The following is a 21,573-nucleotide window of genomic DNA, read 5'->3' as shown; positions in this document are numbered from 1 at the left end:
ATTATTTAAAATTTGTGAGAGCAGACCCGATCGATTTCAGAGACTTACTAATTCAATTTTAAATCCGGCTTCCTGTACTTTCTGAATAACTTTTTCAGCCGAAATTCCATCATCGGTCTGTACAGTAAGTATTTTGTCTTTGTTTTCTGTGTTCACTTCCCATTGGTTAATGCCTCTAGTATCATTAAGAAAAGGTGTTACTTTGGCAACACATCCGCTGCAGTTGATATTAGTTTTGAACTGTAAATTATTATTTTCGGCTTTCATGTTTTTTATTTTAAATGTTAATGATTAATTGGATTTTGATTATTTTTTCCATTTCAAACGGAGGCTGTTACTAACTACGCTCACGCTGCTTAATGCCATCGCTGCACCCGCAAGCATCGGGTTCAATAAAAAACCGTTAATAGGATAGAGTATTCCCGCTGCAATAGGAATTCCGATTAGGTTGTAGATAAATGCCCAAAAAAGATTCTGCTTTATGGTAGCCACAGTTGCTTTTGATAAGCTGATAGCCTCAGGTATTTTTTTTAGATCAGATGAAATGATGGTCATTTTTGCAACATCTATTGCAATATCACTGCCTTTTCCCATTGCAATACTTACATCTGCCTGTGCCAATGCCGTGCTGTCGTTAATACCATCACCAGCCATCGCAACTACTTTTCCATTAGATTGGAGCTCTTTAATAAATATCGCTTTTTGTTCCGGCAATACCCCTGCTTTGTAATGATTGATCCCAGCAGTTTCTGCTATTGCTTTTGCGGTGGCTTCATTGTCGCCTGTCAGCATATATACTTCAATACCGTTTTTTTGCAGTTCGGCAATTGCGGTTTTTGAATTGGGTTTTATTTGGTCGGCAATGGCGTAGATGGCTAACGCTTTTTGACTGTTAGAAAACCAAATGACGGTTTTAGCTTCATTGCTCCATTGTTCGGCTGTTTTTAATAGTGTGTTTTCAATAGTGATTTCATTTTCTTTTATTAAAGTTTTATTGCCGACAAAATAGGTTTCGCCCTCAAAGACAGCTTTTGCTCCTTTGCCAGTAATGCTTTCAAAATTTGAAACTGCTGTTTTTGTTTGTGAATTTAAATGTTTCACTATTGCTTCTGCCAATGGATGTTCTGATTGTTTTTCTATACTGAATAAAATTTGCAAAGGCAGATTATTTTCGGTTATCCAAAATTCATCAGTTACAACTGGTTTTCCTTCGGTGATCGTTCCTGTTTTATCGAGTACTATTGCATTGATTTTTTTTGCCTGCTCCAGACTTTCAGCATCTTTTATCAAGATCCCCATTTCGGCTCCCTTGCCGACTCCAACCATAATTGCTGTGGGCGTAGCCAATCCTAAGGCGCAAGGGCAGGCAATTACGAGTACTGTTACCAAAGCGATTAAGCCTTGCGTGAAACCATTTTCACCGCCAAAAATTGTCCAAACGATAAATGATGCAATGGCAATGACCATAACTATCGGCACAAATACGCCTGCAATTTTATCGGCCAATTTTTGGACAGGAGCTTTGCTTCCCTGTGCATCCTGTACCATTTTGATGATTTGGGCAAGCATAGTGTCGCTTCCAATTTTTTCGGCTCTAAATTGAAAACTTCCTTTTTGGTTGATAGTCCCCGAAAAAACCTTTTCGTTTTCGTTTTTCAACACAGGAATCGGTTCGCCGCTCAGCATACTTTCGTCTACATACGAATTACCGCTGATGAGTGTTCCGTCAACTGCGATTTTCTCTCCTGGCTTTACCAAAATGATGTCGCCAATCTGTACCTGCTCAATAGGGATTTCCGTTTCATGCCCGCTTTCGTTAATAATGATAACTGATTTTGGCTGTAGCCCCATCAATTTCTTAATCGCAGACGAAGTGTTTCCTTTGGCTTTTTCTTCCAGCAGTTTTCCTAACAATATAAAAGTAATTACAACTGCAGCAGCTTCAAAATATACATGAGCATGTAATCCTCTTTGATGCCAAAAATCAGGAAACAGCGTATTGAAAACACTAAAAATATACGCAACTCCTGTACTCAAAGCCACCAAAGTATCCATATTGGCAGTTCGGTGTTTGGTTTGTTTCCAAGCATTTATAAAAAAATCCCTTCCAATCCATGCGATTACGGGCGTACTCAACAGCCACATAATTTCATTAGCGTAAGGTATGTTCATAAAAAACATACTAATAATTACTAATGGAACAGAAAATGCCAGCGCCCAATAGGTCTTCTTTTTTAGTGAAGCAAATTTTGCATGCTGCAGATTTTCTATTGTATTGGTTTCCTCTTTATTTTCTTCGACCAATAAATCATAACCGCCAGACTGTACAGCTTTCTTGAGGTCAATAGGGTTTATTACTCCCGGGATATATTCGACAGCGGCGGTTGCTGTGGCAAAATTTATTGCTGCATTTATAACACCCTGCTGTGATTTTAAAATGTTTTCAGCATTTACTGCGCAAGAAGCACAGCTCAATTCTAATACTGGAAATGTTTTTTTGATGGTTGTTACGGTGTAGCCTAAATCCTTGATAAGATGAACTGCTTCCGAAACTGCTTCGGGATTATCTGCCTGAATGACGGCTCGTTTGTTGTTTAATTCAACCTTGTGGGTGTTAATTCCCTGCTGTCTGCTGAGTGCCTTGTCTATAATTAAGGCGCAGTGTTCGCTTTCAACCCCTTCGAGAGGCAGAAATATTTCTGTAGTATTTGCTTTTGCTGTCATGTTTTTTAATTACATAACAAAGGTCGCAGGACTAGCTGTATTTCATGTTACCTGATTTTGGATAGTATTTGTAACATTTACAGTTCGTCTAATGGTCTGCGTTTGTTTTCCTTGATATTCTTAAAATAAGTAGGAGTGAGGCCAGTGACTTTTTTAAACTGATTACTTAAATAAGCAACGCTGGAGTAATTCATTTTTGCTGCGATTTCGCTTAACGATAACTCATCATAGACTAGCAGTTCTTTTACCTTTTCGATTTTTTGGGCAATAAAATACTTTTCAATAGTTGTGCCTTCGGTCTCTGAAAAAAGATTGGAAAGATAGGTGTAATCGTGATGAAGTCTGCTGCTTAAATAGTCGGAGAGATTCGATTTTAAATCACTGTTCTGATGATGGACGATTTCAATAATAGATGATTTTATTTGTCCGATAAGGCGGCTTTTTTTGTCGTCTATCATTTCAAAGCCTAGATTTTGCAAATGCAGGCTGAGTATTTCTTTCTCGCTGTCGGTAAGTTCTTTGTTTAAGAGTACTTCACCTAAAGTAATATTTAACGGCTGATGTCCAAGTTTTTCCAACTCGTTTTCTACCGCCATGATACAGCGATTGCAGACCATATTTTTTATGTAAAGTTTCATAAGTAATTTAAAATTCTAGAGCAATGCTTCGATCTATTAATGAGATAAAAAGAGGCTGTATGTTTTTTTCAAATGTAATGATGCGGTTATTCAATTTCAATGTATTCAGACTTGCCTTTTTCATTTACGCTGGTTAACCATTCCCAATCCAAATTTAATTTTATTTTTCCGTTATCTGTCAATGTTATTTTGGCTATTGCTTTTCCGGCTTTGAGCTGGCTGTCGGTAGTGATGCATTGGTAGAGCATGTGTAATTCATTGTCTTTAAGGTCGGCTATGATTTTTCCGTATAGAATAGTTCCTCCGTAATAGTCAGCTGTTACAAGGTTGTCTTTTTGTTTGTATTCAAAAATGGTATCTGGGTTTACTTGTCCCGTTTCGGAATTATTAATTAAGGCGAATTTTTTATTGTCGAAATTGAAGTTACTCATTTTGGTTTGTTTTAGGTTATGGAGCTGTCTGCTCCTGATAGTAAGGATTTGTTTGTTATTTACAAAGATTGATTTTTCTGCTGATATAAACGAAACGTTGCTACAAAAATATTTTCTTTTTTATTTTTATTTGTGTAGTTCTCAGCGTGTGTGCCGAAAGCGGAGAGATTTCGCAGAGCGGAATCTTTGGTTTTCGCTTAAGCAGTATAAATTAGTATTTATTTGAGACACTTCGTACATGCTAATTTATTTATAGTAAGAATAGTAAGATATTAATTTTTTGTTATTTTATAAATGAAAAAAAATTACGTAAGAAATATTCGCTTAAATTAACTTTTATTAACCAATTTAAACTATTTTTTATGTCAAAAATGATTACTTCCATTGCTACACCAGCAGTGTTAACAGCTTTTAAAACTGCCATTAATACGGCATTGATACCATTGAATCCTTTCAAAATTAATTTGACCGACGAACAAAAAAAAGGCACACGTTCCATGGCCGAGGGCAGGGAGGGCTATGCTCGGTTAATCTCCAGAATCGCTAATCAGTTTCCAAATTCATTGAGCCGTGCCGATGTTCCTACAGAGCTTTCCAATCTGTTGGATTATTACAACAATTTGGAAGCAAACAAAATGGCCCTATTGCAGGCATTGGAGACCATCGATGAAATTCAGCTGGCAACCGCCACCGATGTAATGACCTTGGTGGATAGATATACAGCCAACCTGCAGGTTTCCAGAGGAAATGAGGGATCTCTTGACTTGGCAATGGCAGAAGTCGATGAATGGAACAAGCGTTTTGCCCACAAAACAGAAGCTCCTGCTAAAGTTCCAGCTGATTTATAATCAGACGATTTGATTACATGTTTATAAGTCAGTCTATTTTTAGGCTGGCTTTTTTTATGACTTGTTCTCCTATGATTTTGATAGGAGAACCTATAGTTGTGGTAGGAGAACCTACGTTTTTGATAGGAGCTCCTATAGTTTTGGTAGGAGAACCTATGGTTTTGATAGGAGCTCTTATAGTTTTGGTAGGAGCTCCTACGTTTTTGGTAGGAGCTCCTATGTTTTTGATAGGAGCTCCTACGTTTTTGATAGGAGCTCCTATGATTTTGGTAGGAGTTCCTATGTTTTTGATAGGAGCTCCTATGGTTTTGGTAGGAGAACTTACGTTTTTGATAGGAGCTCCTATGATTTTGGTAGGAGCTCCTGTGTTTTTGATAAGTGCTCGTGTCTTATAAAAGTATAAAGCCACAAAAATATTTTCTTGCGACTTTTATATTGTGTAGTGCTCAACGTGTGCTGCGAAATCGGGGAATTTCGTAGAGCTGTTAACCGCTTCAATTCTTCAAATATTTTTTTTTAATATTGCTTTTTATCTAAAGCTCTGCTAGCGCGAGCGTCCCGCTCGTGCCGATTTATAATTGTTTGCTTATGTTAGTGTTTACGAGCGGGACGCTCGCGCTCGCGGGGGAAGTCAGGATATTTTGCAAAGCGGGAGGAATCTATAGTTTCGCTAATTGAGCAAATCGTAACAGTAATTTTTTTATACCTGAATGATCAAATTTAATATCTATTTTGCAATCTAGTGGTTTTTCAGGATACATATTCAGACTATAAACAGTTCCTCTACCAAATTTAGAATGTAATACTCTATCTCCAGCTTGTAATTTTTGTGCTTCCCCAAATGTTAATACTTTATAGTTGCTACTATTTATTAAGTTGTATACATCATCATTATCTTCAATAATAGTTTTTGGAGTGATATATTGTTTTCTATTTAATTCTAAAATTTCTTCTAGTATGTCTCTATCCGATCGTTTAGTTATTTTATTTATTTGATTGTCTGAATTTGAATCTTCTAAAATTGAATTTATTTTTTGTTCAAGTTTTGGATAAAAAGCTTCAAAAGCCTCGTCTAAAACAAAATCAGGGATTTCATTTTCTTCCAAAAGCTTATTTATTGATTTTATTAACTTTTTAAAATCATCTTTACGAAACTCAGTAGTTTGAAATGTAGCTAATGGGCCTTTTAAATCTGAATTAGACAAACCGAATAAAATTGGGCAAACTCTTGATTTTTCTAATCTATTTGATAGTGCACCTGACTCAAATAGAATCCATGGTTTTTCTGTATTATCAGCTGTTAAACATATTAATCCAACTTTGCATTCATTTAGTTTTTTTGTAATTTCACTTTCCCATTTAGATCCTTTTTCGACATCAGAAGGTGTAAAATAAGGCTTTGTAGATTGAAGAACTGTAGGTAACCAATTTTTTATTGTACTAGCTATTTCTTTGCTACTTTCTCCAGACCAACTTATAAAAATATTCATAATTTATTTATTTAATGGTGTATATATTATTACTTAAGTAAGCAATTAATTTATAATAAGAATTGTAGTAAATATATAGTATTTATATTAAGTAATAAATTATAGAGTAATATATAAATATCGTAATACTAAAAAATATTTATCTGAAAAACTAAATACCTAACCTAGCCCCGATAGCAGTGAAAATCCTTGTTGCCCGGGGTTCGGGCAAGAAGATTGCAACGAATAGCGGGAGTACTATTAATGAAAACACAAATCCCTCTGCTCCTAAAAATAAAAAGACTGCAAAGCGTCGTCACTTTGCAGTTGCAAAGATCTTAGGACTATGCAGGTGATTTTTATGTTACTGGCCGGACTGAATTAGGATTTGTATTGGTGCGCTAAGTTCGATTTGATTTTGGGTGTTTTTTTCTACTATCAATTCGCCTTTTAATGCTGAAGGATAAGTAATAGCAGAGGCAAAGTCTGTTTTGTTAGCCAGCTGGGCTTCAAATTTTTTAACGCCAAATTTGGCGGCCAAGAGGCAGAGGAGCTGGTCAATTTCTTCGGCATACATTGAGACTCTGTGCCATTTCCCGTCATAAGTTACCAGTATTACAAAGTAATCCTCGTCGAGAGCGTTTAGAGTGAGTTCGCCGACGGCTATAATCTGATCTACTGGGAGTTCAAGAATAGTCTCGTTCTTCCAAATCCAATTAATAGTTTTTCCGTCAATTTTTATGCGTCCGCTGCTCATTTCTTTTGGCTGTTTTGGGTTCGTTTGTATGCGGTTTCAATTACTAAATACTAAGTTAAGTTAATAATTAGGTTTACACAATTGATTTGGGTACAGAAACTTTGCACCGTAAGTTTTTTGGAGTGATGCACTGTTGAAGAGGTGTATCTTTAAAATCTTAAGACATGAAGGACGAAATACTTTTTTCTAAAAACAAAAAAACTGCAGAGTGTTGCCACTGTGCAGTTTTTGGAGATTTTATTGTTATTATTTATTCGTGTGCCAATTTTATTGGTTTAGATTTTTGATTTGTTTATTGTTGATCAAAGCTTTCATTTGGGTAATTGCAATGGTGTTGAGTTGAATTAACCGTTCTGATTGTGATTGCCCTTGATGAATGAAAACCGAGTTTAAACTTTCTAAATTTGATAGTACTACCAATTGCTCGATGGTGGCAGAATCTCTAATGTTCCCCCTCCGTTGTTGGGTTTTCGGTTCGCCATTGTTTTGCTGTTTGACCAAATAATGCCACATTTAGTAAATCGGCTTCATTGGCATACACAAAATTGATTTTGTTTTTATCAATTGCCTCTGGAATAAGATTTTGTTTTATAGCATCGGTATGAATGTGATAATTTACTTTTGCGAGTGTACGCTGAAAGCTCCATTCTAATTTTAGTCTATCGCTCTCGTCGTCTTTTAAACGCTGGAATTCCTTGATGAGGTATATTTTAAATTCTGGACTAATCCACATCCCAAATTCAAAAGCTATATCAGGATGTGCGTAAGTACCTCCATATCTTCCGGTTGTTGCTTTCAATCCTATTGCATTGGTTTTTTCAACCCATTCTTTGACACTTAGTTTATAACTGTTCAATCCTGCTTGACTTTTAATTATGGCGAATTCGCCGTAATTAAAATTTGGATTATTGATACTTTCCCAAATCCCTATGAATTCAACTGTATTTCTATTTCTTAACCAATCTGAAATAAAAAAATCACCATCTTTTGCTTTCAGCATATCGGTAAGTGATATAAATTCAGTTCCTTCTTTTTGAATAATAGTTATTGGATTTCCTTTTACAACTATTGTCTTGTTTTTTGCCATGAACTATTGTTTTTCTTTTTACTTAAAACTGAAATGTTTTCTTTTTATTAGTTACTAAATGTAAAAACTGAAAAGTAAATGTATTAAAATTCTTTAAAATAAAATAGCAATAAATTAATTCCTCTGCTCCCAAAAACAAAAAACTGCAAAGCTTATGACTTTGCAGTTTTTATTGATTTATTGTTATTATTTATTAGTGTACCAGCTCAGTTTGGTTCCTGAAAACCAATTCGCCGTCAAAGGAATCGAGCAGAATAATACTGTCTGTTTTGATGCTTCCGGCGAGGATTTCTTTGGACAATTTATTCAATACGTCTCTTTGTATCACTCGTTTTACCGGTCTTGCACCAAATTGCGGATCGTATCCTTTCTCAGACAAATACTCGATAGCCTGAGGGGTAGCATCCATCGTGATGCCCTGCTGTGCCAGCATTTTGGTGATGCTTTTTAGCTGTAGTCCCACGATTTGAGTAATATTAGCATTGGTTAACGGAGTAAACATCACGATTTCGTCAATACGATTTATAAACTCCGGACGAACTGTTTGTTTTAGTAAACCAAGGACTTCTACTTTTGCTAATTCCGTAGCTGCTTCAACACTGCCTTTTAGGTTTTCGAATTTCTCCCGTATAATCTGGCTTCCCATATTGGAAGTCATTATGATGATCGTATTTCTGAAATCGGCCAGACGTCCTTTATTGTCTGTTAAACGTCCTTCGTCCAACACCTGTAACAATATATTGAAAGTATCGGGGTGGGCTTTTTCGATTTCATCAAGCAGGATTACGGAATACGGTTTACGGCGAACGGCCTCGGTCAATTGACCGCCTTCGTCATAACCCACGTAGCCCGGAGGTGCACCTACTAATCGGCTCACGCTGTGGCGTTCCTGATATTCGCTCATGTCGATTCGGGTCATGGCGTTTTCATCGTCAAACAGGTATTCGGCCAGCGCTTTGGCCAATTCGGTTTTACCAACTCCTGTAGTTCCAAGGAAAAGGAAAGTTCCAACTGGTTTTTTCATGTCCTGCAGTCCTGCGCGGCTACGGCGCACGGCATCACTCACGGCTTCGATTGCTTCTTCCTGACCCACAACACGTCTGTGTAATTCTTCTTCGAGATGCAGAAGTTTTTCGCGCTCGCCCTGCAGCATTTTCATAACAGGGATTCCGGTCCATTTGGCTACCACTTCGGCAATATCTTCGCGGGTTACTTCTTCTTTAATCAGGGAAGTTCCCGATTGATTTTCCTGTAACTGTATGGTAAAAGTATCCAATCGCTCTTGGGCTTCTTTGATTTTTCCATAACGGATTTCGGCGACTTTACCGTAATCGCCTTCTCGTTCGGCGCGTTCGGCTTCGTGTTTTAAATCTTCGATTTCGGTTTTAACGGCTTGAATATTATCTACAACATCTTTTTCTGATTTCCATTTGGTGTAAATAACATTTCGCTCTTCTTTTAGATTAGCCAGTTCCAAACCTAATACTTTGAGTTTGCTTTCGTCCTTTTCGCGCTTGATAGCTTCAATTTCGATTTCTAACTGCATTACTTTTCGGTCCAAAACATCCAGTTCCTCCGGTTTTGAGTTGATTTCCATACGCAGTTTCGAAGCAGCTTCGTCCATTAAATCGATAGCTTTGTCTGGCAGAAAACGGCTTGTAATGTAGCGCTGCGAAAGGGTTACGGCCGCAATAATTGCATCGTCTTTTATCTGAACTTTATGGTGTGTTTCATATTTTTCCTTGATGCCTCGAAGAATCGAAATCGCACTTTCGGTATCAGGCTCTTCGATCATAATTTTTTGGAAACGGCGTTCCAATGCTTTGTCTTTTTCGAAATATTTCTGGTATTCGTCCAAAGTCGTGGCACCGATGGCACGCAATTCGCCACGAGCCAAAGCTGGTTTCAGAATATTAGCTGCATCCATTGCGCCTTCACCGCCTCCCGCACCAACAAGTGTGTGGATTTCGTCTATGAAAAGCACGATATCACCTTCGGCAGCGGTTACTTCCTTAACCACCGATTTTAATCGTTCCTCAAACTCTCCTTTGTATTTTGCCCCCGCAATTAAAGCTCCCATATCCAGAGAGAATACGATTTTATCTTTTAGATTATCAGGTACGTCTCCATCTACGATTCGGTGGGCGAGACCTTCGGCAATTGCGGTTTTACCTACTCCGGGTTCTCCCACAAGCATTGGGTTGTTTTTGGTACGACGAGTCAAAATCTGCAGTACGCGACGAATTTCCTCGTCACGGCCAATTACCGGATCTAGTTTCCCGGTTCTAGCCAGTTCGTTGAGGTTTTTGGCGTATTTGTTCAATGAATTATAGGTTTCTTCGGCTGATGCTGAAGTGACTCTTTCTCCTTTGCGCAGTTCTTCTATGGCCGCTTTCAGTCCTTTTCCGGTAACGCCTTGGTCTTTCAGAATTTGAGACACTTTGCTTTTGGAATCGTATATAGCCAAAATTAAATGCTCGATTGAAACGTATTCGTCGTTCATTTTTTTGGCAATGATTTCGGCTTCGTTCAAAGCGGTATTGGCTGTTCTGGAAAGCTGTATTTCGCCTCCTGAAACTTTTGGAAAACTTTGGATAGTGGCATCTAAAATCTGAAGAAACAGCGGTACATTGACGTTGAGTTTTTTCAAGATAAAAGGGGCTACATTTTCATCGACTTCAAAAATAGCTTTGAAAATGTGTTCATTTTCTATTTGCTGCTGACCCAAACTCTGAACCAATTGCTGTGAATGCTGTATGGCTTCCTGCGATTTAATGGTAAACTTATTAATGTTCATGATTAAAGGTTTTATATTTTTAGTTTTTTTTTAAATGATTAAGCAAAAGCCATTAGGCATTAGTGCTGTTAGTTTTAACTAGATTATGATAGCTTTAATTAAGTAAAGCGAATGAAAAAATCTGTATAGATTTTTCTTTCCTGCTAAAAACTTATGGCTAGTGGCTATTGCCTAATGACTAATCATTAACTTTGCAGAATAAATATCAAACGGTATTCCAGTCTAAATTTACGGACAATTTGACGCTTTACCGATGATTTTTATCATTTTAAAAAGACAAAACGACATAAAATACGACAAAATGAGTATATTCAATTCACTATTCGGGAGTTCAGAAGAAAAGAAAGAAAGAGAAAGTAAAATCAATTGGATTCCGCTGCAGCATATAGGACAATTAGACGAAATTGTGGCTTTATCAGACCAAGCGCCTGCAGTTATTTTTAAGCACAGCACCCGCTGCAGCATAAGCAGATTTGCATTGAAACAATTTGAAAATGAATATGCTTTACAGGATACTGTAGATGCTTATTTTCTGGATTTATTAGAATACCGCGATATCTCTAATGAAATTGCCAGCCGTTTTCTGGTAACGCATCAGTCCCCGCAGTTATTATTGATTAAAAACGGAAAATCGGTTTATGATGCTTCGCATAGTGATATTGATGCGCAGGAATTGGCTGAGAGATTGTAGTTTAATTAACAGTATAGTATCTCGTCAAACTAAGTTTTTTTAGCTCGCAAAGACGCAAAGGCGTAAAGTAAAACATTTCAAATTTTGCGCCTTCGCGTATTTGCGAGAAACAGATTGATGAGGTTTTAAAATTCACCATTCGAACCGCCGCCACTAAACCCGCCACCGCCAAATTCCATTGGTGATTCCTCTACTTTTACTTCAGGTTTAAGGCCAAATTGTGAAGCAGCAACAAGTGCCTGAAGATTCGAAAATGCATTTGGATTCGTAAATCGATCGGCTTTGAAAGTAATTCCAGTTTCGTTATATTTTGTTTTTTTAATAGAAAAATAAGTAAAGGCAAATACAGCTAAACCGCCAATGGTTAAAGCAACTTCGGGGGGTAAAACATGATGATACATTCTGAAAGTAAAAAAGCTAAAACAAAGGGCTAAAAAGCCGATCCAAAGCATCATTCGGTCTTTGCTTTTTAAAGAAAAAATGAGATAAACTGCCGGTATTATAAATGTAAAAGCCCAAAAAAGCAGAGCAAAAGGGATTTCAGGACTTACGGCATTGTAATAAAACTCTCCCGAGAGACTGAAATTCAGTTCCCTTACCACATAATAGTTTCCGGCAAGATAAAATAGAATTAAGCAGAAACCTTTGGCGAGTTTCAGTCCGTTGTAATAATAAGGAAAAGCTAAATTCTGTAGTTTCTTTTTAGAAAATAAATATCCCGTTCCAGCTAATAACATCATAGCAAAAGGCAATATGGCTTTGCCAATTATAAGATATTCAAAAATCAGATAAGCGGCGCTTCCTGTTATTCCAATACAGGCGAGCAAGACTAAAGAAGTATTGAGATAACGCAGATAGGCGATGCTGGAAGCAATTGCCAGAACAATAATAACAGCCAGATAGTTGGGATCATAGTTTTGTTCAAACGTAAGTCCAACAGCAATCAGCAATGCTAAAATGGCTCCCAAAATAAAAGCATCGTCTAAACCAAAACCAAAATATTTCATTTCCTGGGACATATATTCTTTTGCACCAAAACCAATAAAGGCAAAAAGATAGATGAAAAACAAGTACCCGTTGTCCATAGCTCCCAGTCCCAAAAGTGATATAAAACCGCAGATTGACGAATAGAGCAGACAGCCCAAAATAAAGAAACCAATTCGGATGAAAAGATTGTTTTGGCTTTTTAGCTTTGGTAATTCGTGGCTTAAATCTTTGTATTGTTCCTTACTGATAAATCCAGATTCTTTCAGCCGGTTTGCTTCTTGGTCAATATAAACGTTGTCTAAAAGTGTCTTATCGTATGCTATCATCGGAAGTTTTTTTGTTAAAATGTTTAATCAGTTTAATGAATCCAAGTATGGTGCCAATAAAATAAAAAGGCGTTGTGAAAAGGAATATTGAGAAAAAGTCATCAAAATGGATGGCTGTCAGCATCTGGACAAAAAAGATATTCATCCCGACAAATCCATATAAAACTGTGAAAATGAATAATGATATGGATCTGATTTGGAAACTTAAATTATAAAAATAATAGGCAGCAATTCCTAATACCAAACCAAAAGGAAACCAGAAATCGTCACAAAGATTCACAATACAGGCAATGCCAATTAAGTGCAGTGAAAAAGTTAAGTAAACCAAATTGAAATGTTTCTTTAAATTGATTTTGATGGCGTACAAGGCCCAGAGCAGCAATGTCAATCCAAATGCGAGACCAATGTAGCTTAAGGTCGTATTGTTGAACATCTCGTTTTCAAAATAATGTTTTGGATCTACAGAAAGCCCTAAATAAGCTGCCATACCGGTTATTCCGATGGATAAAACACTTTTGTTATCAAAATAATAGGCACAAAAAAGACTGATAATGGTCGGGATTAAAGTAGCTAATCCATAATGAGTTCCAAAAGTCTGATACTGAAATTGCAGATACCCTACAAATGAACAGCTTAATATTACCGCCGTAAGCACTAAGTAATCATATAATGGATTGGGAAATGGAGCTTCATCTTTTTTAAAACCGGGATGGTTTTTAAAGCAAAAGTAAAAACACGTTAATGTTACTAGCAGCAGCAGTCCAAGAAGTACTGTATGCCCAATGGTATCAATGTTTTGATAAATTAATATTCCCACGCCTGATGTAAACAGCAGCATTGATAAGTACAATAAAAACTTTAGTTCGTTATGAACCGAAAATATATTTAATGCACGATAAGCCTTAATTGCTGTAAATTGTTCTTCTTTAATGAGATTTTTATCAAAAAGAGTCTGCGCAGCCTGTTCTTCCAAATTTGCCATAGTATTCCATTAAGATGTTTTCTCAAATATATACAATTTTTAGTACTAATTATAGAGTAATTGTGTACTTAATTTACTGGCATATTATTTGTATTCTGAATTTCAAAATTTGATGCAATCTAATAGGATTATTAGATAACCTGTTTTTCATTTTTTATAGACAGTGACAGCGTCCAATGTCAAGAAATAATACTGATTACTAAGGATATTAGCATACTGAATAAATAAAATTGGTTTACCCAAAACAATGACCTATATTGCTAAATATAAAACTTTACAGATGAGTGGTTTAAAAAAATATTCGAATAAAACGAAAGCAGCTTTTATTTTATTAATTGTTATGGTTATTATTCTGTTTAATAATTTCAATACGCTTCATAATTCAAAAAAAACGAATGAAGATATCAATGCCATTTTTAATGACCGTTTGGTTGTAGAGCATTATATCTTTCAGTATGCTAATGAACTCCATTCAATAAAAGCAAATGCAATTAAAACACAATTAAATGATACTCAAAAAATTGAGGCTATTGCAATAGCTTTAGGAAATATTCAAAACATTGATATACTGTACTTAAAGACGGTTTTAACTCCAAGAGAGAAATCTTTTTTTAAATCTTTTTTAGCATCCTGTACAGCGATAAAAGAACAAAACAGAAATAAAAACTGGATTCAAATTGCAAATTCGAGTAATCAGGCTCTGGAAATATTGGCTAAATTGTCCAATCTTCAAATTAAGGAAGGGAAATTTAAATTAGACCATGCCACTGCTATACATAACGGAAACAACAGTTTAGGTGAGCTCGAAATTGCCTTACTCGTTATACTAACCGGTATTACTACCTATTTATTATTGACAAAGAAAAATAAAATCAAAGTCAAAATTCCTGAAGCACCAAGTTTGAATTAATAAATAAGGTTTAATTATTTTTAGAAGCAGAAATAATAGGAATTTTTGGAAAGATGGTTCCTGCTCTCCGTTTCAATCTTGTTGTCCGAACTCCAGACAACAAGGATTTTCACTTCGATCAGGGCTAGGAGGAGAGATGTTTCTTTTTTTGTAATCATGGAAATATAATCATTATAAAATCAAAAACTATCATCCATTTTTACCACATTACCCAAATAAAAAAGGCATTAGGAAATAAATTCTAATGCCTTCTAGTTACCCTATGTAATGATGCTATTACTTAATAAGCATTCTTCATTTTAGTCTTTATTTCCAGCAAACAAAGATTGTTTATACTTCCTTCGTGCGTATGTTTGGTTTCTTTTGGAGATTGATAATTGCCTGCTTCCAATTCTTCAGCAACGGCTTTATACGCATCTCTGAAAGGCATTCCGGCAACAACCATTTCGTTTAAAGTATCTACTGTAAAAAGATAATCGTATTTTTTATCTGCAAGAATATTATCTTTTACCTTAATGTCTTTGATAGAGAAAATAGCAATATCCAAACAGGCTTTCAGGTTTTGAATCGCAGGAAACAAACCTTCTTTCAATAGTTGAAAATCCCTGTGGTAACCGCTTGGCAAGTTGTTTGTAATTAAAGTAATTTCATAAGGCAGGGCTTGAATCTTGTTACATTTTCCACGAATTAATTCAAAAACATCTGGGTTTTTTTTGTGAGGCATAATGCTAGAACCTGTCGTTAAATGTGATGGCAGACCAATAAAATCAAAGTTCTGGCTCATGTACAAGCATACATCCATTGAGAATTTCGCTAAAGTTGCCGCAACACTGCTCATTGCAAAAGCAACTGTTTTTTCAGATTTTCCACGGCTCATTTGCGCTGCAACCGAATTATATTTCAACGTTTCAAAACCTAATTCTTTGGTTGTGAAAGTTCTGTTGATAGGGAAGGAGCTTCCGTAACCAGCAGCTGAACCCAGCGGATTTTGATCTACAACTTTCAAAGCTGCGTTAAGCATTGTTATATCGTCAATCAGGGTTTCGGCATAAGCAGAAAACCACATTCCGAAAGAAGACGGCATTGCAATCTGAAGGTGGGTGTAACCCGGTAGTAATACATTTTGATGTTTCTCTGCTGATTCCATCATTAAATCGAAAAGCGTTTTTACCTGCTCTTTCAATTCTTTGACAGCATCTTTCAAGTAAAGATTTACATCAACCAAAACCTGATCATTACGGGAACGGGCGGTGTGGATTTTTTTTCCTGCATCGCCAAGTTTTACTGTCAGGAGATATTCAATTTTGGAATGTACGTCTTCGAAACTGTCTTCGATTTTGAAATTTCCTTTCTCTACATCGGCGATTATTTCGTTTAAAGCGACTACCAATGAATCGGTTTCTGTTTGAGTTAATAAACCAATCTGACCTAGCATTTTTGCATGGGCGATAGAACCCAAAGCATCGTATTTGGCTAAAACTAAATCAAGTTCCCTATCATTTCCTACCGTAAAATGTTCGATTTGTTTGTCGGTTGGTATTCCTTTTTCCCAAAGTTTCATATTCGTATTTTTTGTTTCGCAAAGATACTCAGAGGTTACTCAGAGATTCGCAAAGGTTTTATTATTTCAAAATTTTCTTGATTACAGAAACCCTTAGCCCCGATAGCAGCGGAAATCCTTGTGGGCCGGGTTTCGGCACACAAGATTGAAGCGGATAGCGGGATTAGCTCCTGAAAATTATTTTAATTCTTCAAGAAGTCTCCAAGTATTTTAATGTACAATTGGATTCCTTCTTCGATTTCGTTGATGTATATAAATTCGTCTGCAGAGTGCGACCGCAGGGATTCTCCAGGCCCTAGTTTCAATGACTGACAGCTTAAAACCGACTGATCCGAAAGGGTAGGCGAGCCATAAGTCGTTCTTCCCAAAGCGATTCCCGCCTGCACCAATCCGTGTGAAACGGGAATGGATGAAGCGTTTAAATGCATTGAGCGAGGTGTAACTTCGGCATTAACATTGGCTCTAACCGTTTCTAGAATTTCGATATTGCTGTAACGGTCAGTCACGCGGATATCGACAACCAAATGGCATTCGGCGGGAACGACATTGTGCTGTTTTCCAGCAGTTACTTGTGTTACGGTCATTTTTACGGGACCTAAAACCTCTGATATTTTTTCGAATTGATAGGTTTTAAACCAGTCAATCACGGGCATTGCATTGTAAATTGGGTTGTCTGGATTGTTATGAGCTGCGTGACTTGCAGTTCCTTTTACCACAACATCCAGAACCAATAAACCTTTTTCGGCTACTGCCAGCTGCATTAAAGTAGGTTCGCCAACAATAGCGCATTCTAGTTCCGGCAAATGTTTTAAAACACTGTTCAAGCCATTTTTTCCGCTGCTTTCTTCCTCTGCCGAAGCTACAATTACAATGTTGTAAGGCAGGTTTTCTTTGGCATAAAAATGAGTGAATGTGGCAATTAATGAAACTAGACAACCGCCCGCATCGTTGCTGCCCAAACCGTATAGTTTTCCGTTTTTTACTATTGCTTCAAACGGATCGTTAGTGTAACCTTGATTGGGTTTTACTGTATCATGATGTGAGTTAAGTAAAAGTGTAGGTTTGGATTTGTCAAAATGCTGATTATACGCCCAGATATTGTTGTTTTCCCGCTCGAAAGGGATATTGTTTTGAGTAAACCAGTTTTCGATTAAAAGCGCCGTCTGATCTTCTTCACTCGAAAAGGAAGGAATTGCAATCAGCGATTTTAAAAGTGCGATGGCTTCTTGTATGAGGGTTTCGATGTTTTTCATTTATTTTATTTTCAGCGCAAATTTCACAAATTATTCATGTAAATCAGTGCAATTAGCGTTTAATTTTTTACAATTCGATTGTTGTACAAATTGCGTTTGTGTTTTGTAACATTCTGTGGTGACCAATCCGTATTTTTTGAACGCCTTTAGATAAGCTGTTAAAACAATTATCCAATTTAGGAATCATTCCGGAATGTATGGCACCTTCTTCTTTTAATTTTGAATAAAGAGCTGAATTTATTTGTTGGATTACTGAATTTTCATCCTCAACATCTGTTAAAACTCCTGCTTTTTCGAAGCAATAAGTTAAAGTCACGTCAAAAACTTCGGAGGTTGCAATAGCCAATTCACTTGCAATAGTATCAGCATTCGTGTTCAATAATTGTCCTTGGCCGTCGTGAGTGATAGCGCAAAAAACAGGTGTTATTCCGCTGTTTAATAATGTTTCCAATAAAGGAGTATTTACTTTTTGCACATCGCCAACAAAACCATAATCAATTGTCGGGTGATTTCTTTTAGTTGATTGAATCAAATTTCCATCAGCACCTGAAAATCCAATTGCATTAGTGTTATGAGCCTGTAGTTGAGCTACAACATTTTTATTGATTTCACCCGCATAAATCATCACGACTACGTCAAGCATTGGTGCATCGGTAATTCTTCGTCCGTCAATCATCTGCGGAACTAATCCGATACTCTGTGCCATTTTGGTAGCTGATTTTCCACCACCGTGAACGAGTATTTTATTGCCTTCTATTTTGGAAAAATCAGTTAGAAATTGTGCTAATTCCGTTGGATTGTCGATGATGTTACCGCCAATTTTTATGATAGATAGTTTGTTCATTTTTTAAGTTTCTGAGTTACTAAGTGGCTAAGTTTCTAAGATAACAAGCAAAAAAAACTTAGTATCTTAGTGTCTTAGAAACTTAGAGACTTTTTAATATTTTCTGTAAAACCAATTGGGCTGAATACGTCCTGTTATTCGCCTGCTGGATTACAACCGAATTTTCGCTGTCGATGACTTCATCAGTAACAATTACATTACGTCTTACGGGTAGACAATGCATGAATTTAGCATTGTTGGTCAGTTTCATTTTATCGGCTGTGATGGTCCAATTTGGGTCAGAGTTGGTGATTTTACCATATTCTTTATAATTGCTCCAGTTTTTGGCGTAGATAAAATCAGCGTTTTCAAAAGCTTTGTCCTGATCGTGTTCGATTTTGGAATCTTTGGTGATTTCAGGATTCAGTTCGTAGCCTTCTGGGTGCGTAATTACAAAATCCATTTCGGTTTGCAGCTGCATCATTTCTACAAATGAATTAGGAACAGCCTGCGGTAACGCTCTTGGGTGCGGAGCCCATGACAGCACTACTTTTGGTCTGTGTTTGGTTTTGTTTTCAGCCATAGTAATGGCATCGGCAAGAGACTGCAATGGATGTCCTGTTGCGCTTTCCATATTTAGAATTGGCACAGTAGCATGTTTTACGAAGCCATTCATTACTGTTTCGGCATTGTCTTTTTCTTTGTCAGCTAAACCAGCAAATGCTCTGATGGCAATAATATCCGCATATTGTGAAACTACTTCTGCCGCTTCTTTGATGTGTTCTGAAGCACCTTGGTTCATAACGGTTCCGTCTTCGAATTCAAGCGTCCAGCCTTCACTTCCGAAATTCATCACCATCACATTCATTCCTAAATTTATGGCTGCTTTTTGAGTACTCAAACGTGTTCTCAGACTGGAATTGAAAAACAGCATTACTAAGGTTTTGTTTTTTCCTAGTTTTTTATTTTTAAGCGGATTTTTTTTGATTTTTAACGCTTCTTTCACCCATTTTTGGAGTGAGTCTATTTCTTTTATCGAGGTGTAGTTCATAGTTTTTTGTTTATTAATTTAAAATATCATCTAAATGCGCGATATTTTTAAATATCGTTTAAATACATGATGATTTTAAGCAATTTTTGTAAACTTAATTTCTCCTTTTAATGCCTTCAGCATAAAATTGTCTTCTAGTCCGTTTACAATCCAAGTTTCGATATTTCCTGCTTTGGCAATAGCCGCCGAATCGATTTTAGACTGCATGCCTCCAGTTCCATGAGACGATTTTTTGTCTCCGATTTCTTTTTGCAAAAGCGATAAATCAGTAACTAATTGTATCGTTTCCGGTACTTCATCGTTTATTGACGATTTGGTGTAAATTCCGTTGGTGTTGGTTGCAATAATCAGAATGTCAACATTTAACAATACTGCCGTCAAAGCCGCCAATTTATCGTTGTCTCCAAATTTTATCTCATCGGTTGCAACGGTGTCATTTTCATTGATAATCGGAATGTAATTGTTTTTGACCAATACATTGATGGTGTTTACAATATTGACTTTGGACTGCTGTTTTTCAAAATCAGAATATGACAGTAAACATTGTGAAATATGCAATCCCAAATCGCTGAAATTCTCATGGTAAATCCGCATCAAATGAGGCTGTCCAATGGATGCTAATGCTTGCTTTACAAAAACATCTTTGTCATTATTGTCCAGTTTTACGAATTGTTTGGCTGCTGCAATAGCTCCTGAACTCACAATAATGAATTCGTATTCGTCCTGCAAAGCGGCTATTTGTACCCCAATATCCTCAATCTTTCCTCTCGAAATATGATTGGTTTCTTTGGTTAAGGTATTACTGCCTAACTTTAATAATATTCTTTTTTTTGCCATTGTTTTTAACCGCAAAGGGCGCAAGGTTTTTATTTGGATCTCTGTAAACGCAAGGTTCGCAAAGCTATATCTAAAATTAAAAATCGTTAATCTGCAATCTAAATTCTGCTATCTAATTTGTCCATCACCGTAAACGTACCATTTATTGGTTACCAAATGCTGTAAACCAATTGGTCCGCGCTGGTGTAATTTATCAGTACTGATTGCCAATTCTCCTCCAAGACCAAATTGCCCTCCATCAGTAAAGCGGGTAGAGGCATTGTGATATACAGAAGAGGCATCTACATTCTCCATAAATTCTTGTGCCAAAGCTTCGTTTTTAGTAATGATAGAAGCAGAGTGACCGCCACAATATTTATTGATTTTGGCAATCGCTTCCTGATTAGAATTGATTGTTCCAATCACGATTTTGTAATCTAAAAATTCTTCGTACCAAATCAAATCACTCTCAATTGCTGGAACTCCAGTCGCTTTTGCGAAAGCATCATCTCCTAGAATAGTCACTTTGAATTTCTCTAATTCAGTTACTAATTGTTTAGCGAAAACTTCCCAATTTGGCAGATTGGTATCAATTAGCACTTTGTCTAAAGCATTGCAAACAGAGATATTAGACGTTTTACCGTTAATGATAATCGCCATTGCTTTTTCTAAATCAGCGTCGGCATTTACATACACAAAGTTATTTCCGCGTCCGCTTACAATAACTGGGCAGGTAGCATGTTTCTTGGTAAATTCGATTAATTTTTCGCCGCCACGAGGTACAATTAAATCTACTTTTTGCGTTGGTTTTTCAAGGAATTCCTGAGTTTGAGTCCTGTCATAATTCAAATATTCCACCCAATCCGCAGAAACCCCATTGTTTGTTAAGGCTTGATGCCAAAGACTTACAATTTTCTGGTTCGAAAGCAGTGATTCTTTTCCGCCTTTCAAAAGGATTTTATTCCCCGATTTAAAAGCGATTCCTCCCGCTTCGACAGTTACGTCTGGACGAGATTCGTATATAATTAAAATAGTTCCAAAAGCAGCCGTTTTGTTGCTGATTTTCATTCCGTTTTCATGAGTGAAAGTAAATCGAACCTGTCCAACCGGATCCTCCTGACTAGCTAATTGCTGCAAAGAAAGAATCATGGCATCCACTTTTGCATTATCAACAAGCAGACGTTTTTCCATTGCCAAATCTTCGCCTGAATAATTGGCTAAATCCTGTTGATTGATACTTTTCAGCACCTCTCTTTCTTGCTCTAATAAAGCAGCCATTGTGGTTAGAACAGCATTTCTTTTTTCGATTGGAAGTATTGTATTCATTGTTTTTTGGTTAGTTAATTTTTGGGCGTGACCCGCAGAAAAAGCGGGTCGGGCTATTCGTTCCCGTTTTTTTATAATTAGCGAAAAAAATCGCTA

Annotated in this window: 20 protein-coding genes; 3 read left to right on the top strand and 17 right to left on the bottom strand. The window is 36.7% G+C overall.

From position 1 onward, the window contains the following. Positions 1 to 36: 36 nt before the first annotated feature. The 4 genes from C8P67_RS02965 to C8P67_RS02950 form a co-directional block, all read right to left on the bottom strand. Complete coding sequence (locus C8P67_RS02965) at positions 37 to 267, bottom strand: heavy-metal-associated domain-containing protein (protein ID WP_115810259.1); 231 nt, start codon at positions 265 to 267, stop codon at positions 37 to 39. Positions 268 to 306: 39 nt separating this feature from the next. After that, positions 307 to 2,724, bottom strand: a complete 2,418-nt coding sequence (locus C8P67_RS02960; protein ID WP_115810257.1) for a heavy metal translocating P-type ATPase — start codon at positions 2,722 to 2,724, stop codon at positions 307 to 309. 77 nt (positions 2,725 to 2,801) lie between these two features. Then, a complete protein-coding gene (locus C8P67_RS02955; RefSeq protein WP_115810255.1) occupies positions 2,802 to 3,362 on the bottom strand; it encodes a helix-turn-helix domain-containing protein in 561 nt (186 codons plus the stop codon). An 86-nt stretch (positions 3,363 to 3,448) separates the two neighbouring features. Further along, entirely contained in the window at positions 3,449 to 3,793 is a 345-nt protein-coding gene (locus C8P67_RS02950; protein ID WP_115810253.1) for a hypothetical protein, read from the bottom strand. A gap of 362 nt (positions 3,794 to 4,155) precedes the next feature. Here C8P67_RS02950 and C8P67_RS02945 point away from each other — a divergent pair, with 362 nt between their 5' ends. Then, positions 4,156 to 4,641 (top strand): hypothetical protein, encoded by a 486-nt coding sequence (locus tag C8P67_RS02945; RefSeq protein WP_115810251.1) that lies wholly within the window; start codon positions 4,156 to 4,158, stop codon positions 4,639 to 4,641. 28 nt (positions 4,642 to 4,669) lie between these two features. Here the strand turns inward: C8P67_RS02945 and C8P67_RS02940 are convergent, their stop codons facing one another. The 5 genes from C8P67_RS02940 to clpB all read right to left on the bottom strand — a co-directional run bounded on the left by C8P67_RS02940 (position 4,670) and on the right by clpB (position 10,751). Next, on the bottom strand, positions 4,670 to 5,050 hold the full coding sequence (locus tag C8P67_RS02940; protein ID WP_170141400.1) for a ribosomal eL19 family protein: 381 nt from the start codon (positions 5,048 to 5,050) through the stop codon (positions 4,670 to 4,672). Positions 5,051 to 5,300: 250 nt separating this feature from the next. Next, positions 5,301 to 6,131, bottom strand: a complete 831-nt coding sequence (locus C8P67_RS02935; RefSeq protein ID WP_115810247.1) for a toll/interleukin-1 receptor domain-containing protein — start codon at positions 6,129 to 6,131, stop codon at positions 5,301 to 5,303. Positions 6,132 to 6,474: 343 nt separating this feature from the next. Beyond that, on the bottom strand, positions 6,475 to 6,867 hold the full coding sequence (locus C8P67_RS02930; RefSeq protein WP_115810245.1) for a hypothetical protein: 393 nt from the start codon (positions 6,865 to 6,867) through the stop codon (positions 6,475 to 6,477). A gap of 442 nt (positions 6,868 to 7,309) precedes the next feature. Beyond that, entirely contained in the window at positions 7,310 to 7,954 is a 645-nt protein-coding gene (locus tag C8P67_RS02925) for a KilA-N domain-containing protein (RefSeq protein ID WP_449403983.1), read from the bottom strand. A gap of 193 nt (positions 7,955 to 8,147) precedes the next feature. Next, positions 8,148 to 10,751, bottom strand: coding sequence for an ATP-dependent chaperone ClpB (clpB, locus tag C8P67_RS02920; RefSeq protein ID WP_115810243.1), 2,604 nt, complete (start codon positions 10,749 to 10,751; stop codon positions 8,148 to 8,150). A gap of 301 nt (positions 10,752 to 11,052) precedes the next feature. On the opposite strand from clpB, the gene ytxJ reads away from it, so the two are divergent. Continuing rightward, positions 11,053 to 11,442: a bacillithiol system redox-active protein YtxJ gene (gene ytxJ, locus C8P67_RS02915; RefSeq protein WP_115811022.1), complete on the top strand. Its 390-nt coding sequence runs from the start codon at positions 11,053 to 11,055 to the stop codon at positions 11,440 to 11,442. A gap of 125 nt (positions 11,443 to 11,567) precedes the next feature. Here the strand turns inward: ytxJ and C8P67_RS02910 are convergent, their stop codons facing one another. Beyond that, positions 11,568 to 12,755, bottom strand: a complete 1,188-nt coding sequence (locus tag C8P67_RS02910; protein WP_115810241.1) for a hypothetical protein — start codon at positions 12,753 to 12,755, stop codon at positions 11,568 to 11,570. After that, positions 12,739 to 13,737 (bottom strand): DUF2157 domain-containing protein, encoded by a 999-nt coding sequence (locus tag C8P67_RS02905; protein WP_115810239.1) that lies wholly within the window; start codon positions 13,735 to 13,737, stop codon positions 12,739 to 12,741. The genes C8P67_RS02910 and C8P67_RS02905 overlap by 17 nt, the downstream gene beginning before the upstream one ends. Before the next feature lie 280 nt (positions 13,738 to 14,017). Between C8P67_RS02905 and C8P67_RS02900 the strand changes: the two genes are divergently transcribed. After that, positions 14,018 to 14,647 carry a hypothetical protein gene (locus C8P67_RS02900; protein ID WP_115811020.1) on the top strand — a complete coding sequence of 210 codons (630 nt, stop codon included), beginning with the start codon at positions 14,018 to 14,020 and terminating at the stop codon, positions 14,645 to 14,647. 280 nt (positions 14,648 to 14,927) lie between these two features. On the opposite strand, the gene argH is transcribed toward C8P67_RS02900, so the two are convergent. From argH to C8P67_RS02870, 6 genes are all read right to left on the bottom strand, one after another. Beyond that, positions 14,928 to 16,208: an argininosuccinate lyase gene (argH, locus tag C8P67_RS02895; protein ID WP_115810237.1), complete on the bottom strand. Its 1,281-nt coding sequence runs from the start codon at positions 16,206 to 16,208 to the stop codon at positions 14,928 to 14,930. 182 nt (positions 16,209 to 16,390) lie between these two features. Continuing rightward, on the bottom strand, positions 16,391 to 17,461 hold the full coding sequence (locus tag C8P67_RS02890; protein WP_115810235.1) for a M20 family metallo-hydrolase: 1,071 nt from the start codon (positions 17,459 to 17,461) through the stop codon (positions 16,391 to 16,393). Between the two features lie 67 nt (positions 17,462 to 17,528). Next, entirely contained in the window at positions 17,529 to 18,305 is a 777-nt protein-coding gene (argB, locus tag C8P67_RS02885) for an acetylglutamate kinase (protein WP_115810233.1), read from the bottom strand. A gap of 82 nt (positions 18,306 to 18,387) precedes the next feature. Further along, complete coding sequence (locus C8P67_RS02880) at positions 18,388 to 19,335, bottom strand: N-acetylornithine carbamoyltransferase (RefSeq protein ID WP_115810231.1); 948 nt, start codon at positions 19,333 to 19,335, stop codon at positions 18,388 to 18,390. A gap of 75 nt (positions 19,336 to 19,410) precedes the next feature. Further along, positions 19,411 to 20,172 carry a glutamate 5-kinase gene (gene proB / locus C8P67_RS02875; protein ID WP_115810229.1) on the bottom strand — a complete coding sequence of 254 codons (762 nt, stop codon included), beginning with the start codon at positions 20,170 to 20,172 and terminating at the stop codon, positions 19,411 to 19,413. 108 nt (positions 20,173 to 20,280) lie between these two features. Next, complete coding sequence (locus tag C8P67_RS02870) at positions 20,281 to 21,477, bottom strand: glutamate-5-semialdehyde dehydrogenase (RefSeq protein WP_115810227.1); 1,197 nt, start codon at positions 21,475 to 21,477, stop codon at positions 20,281 to 20,283. Positions 21,478 to 21,573 lie beyond the last annotated feature (96 nt).

The organism is Flavobacterium aquicola (assembly GCF_003385115.1).
Lineage (GTDB): Bacteria > Bacteroidota > Bacteroidia > Flavobacteriales > Flavobacteriaceae > Flavobacterium > Flavobacterium aquicola.
The sequence above is the reverse complement of the archived record's forward strand: the minus strand, read 5'-3'. Positions and strand labels throughout refer to the sequence as shown.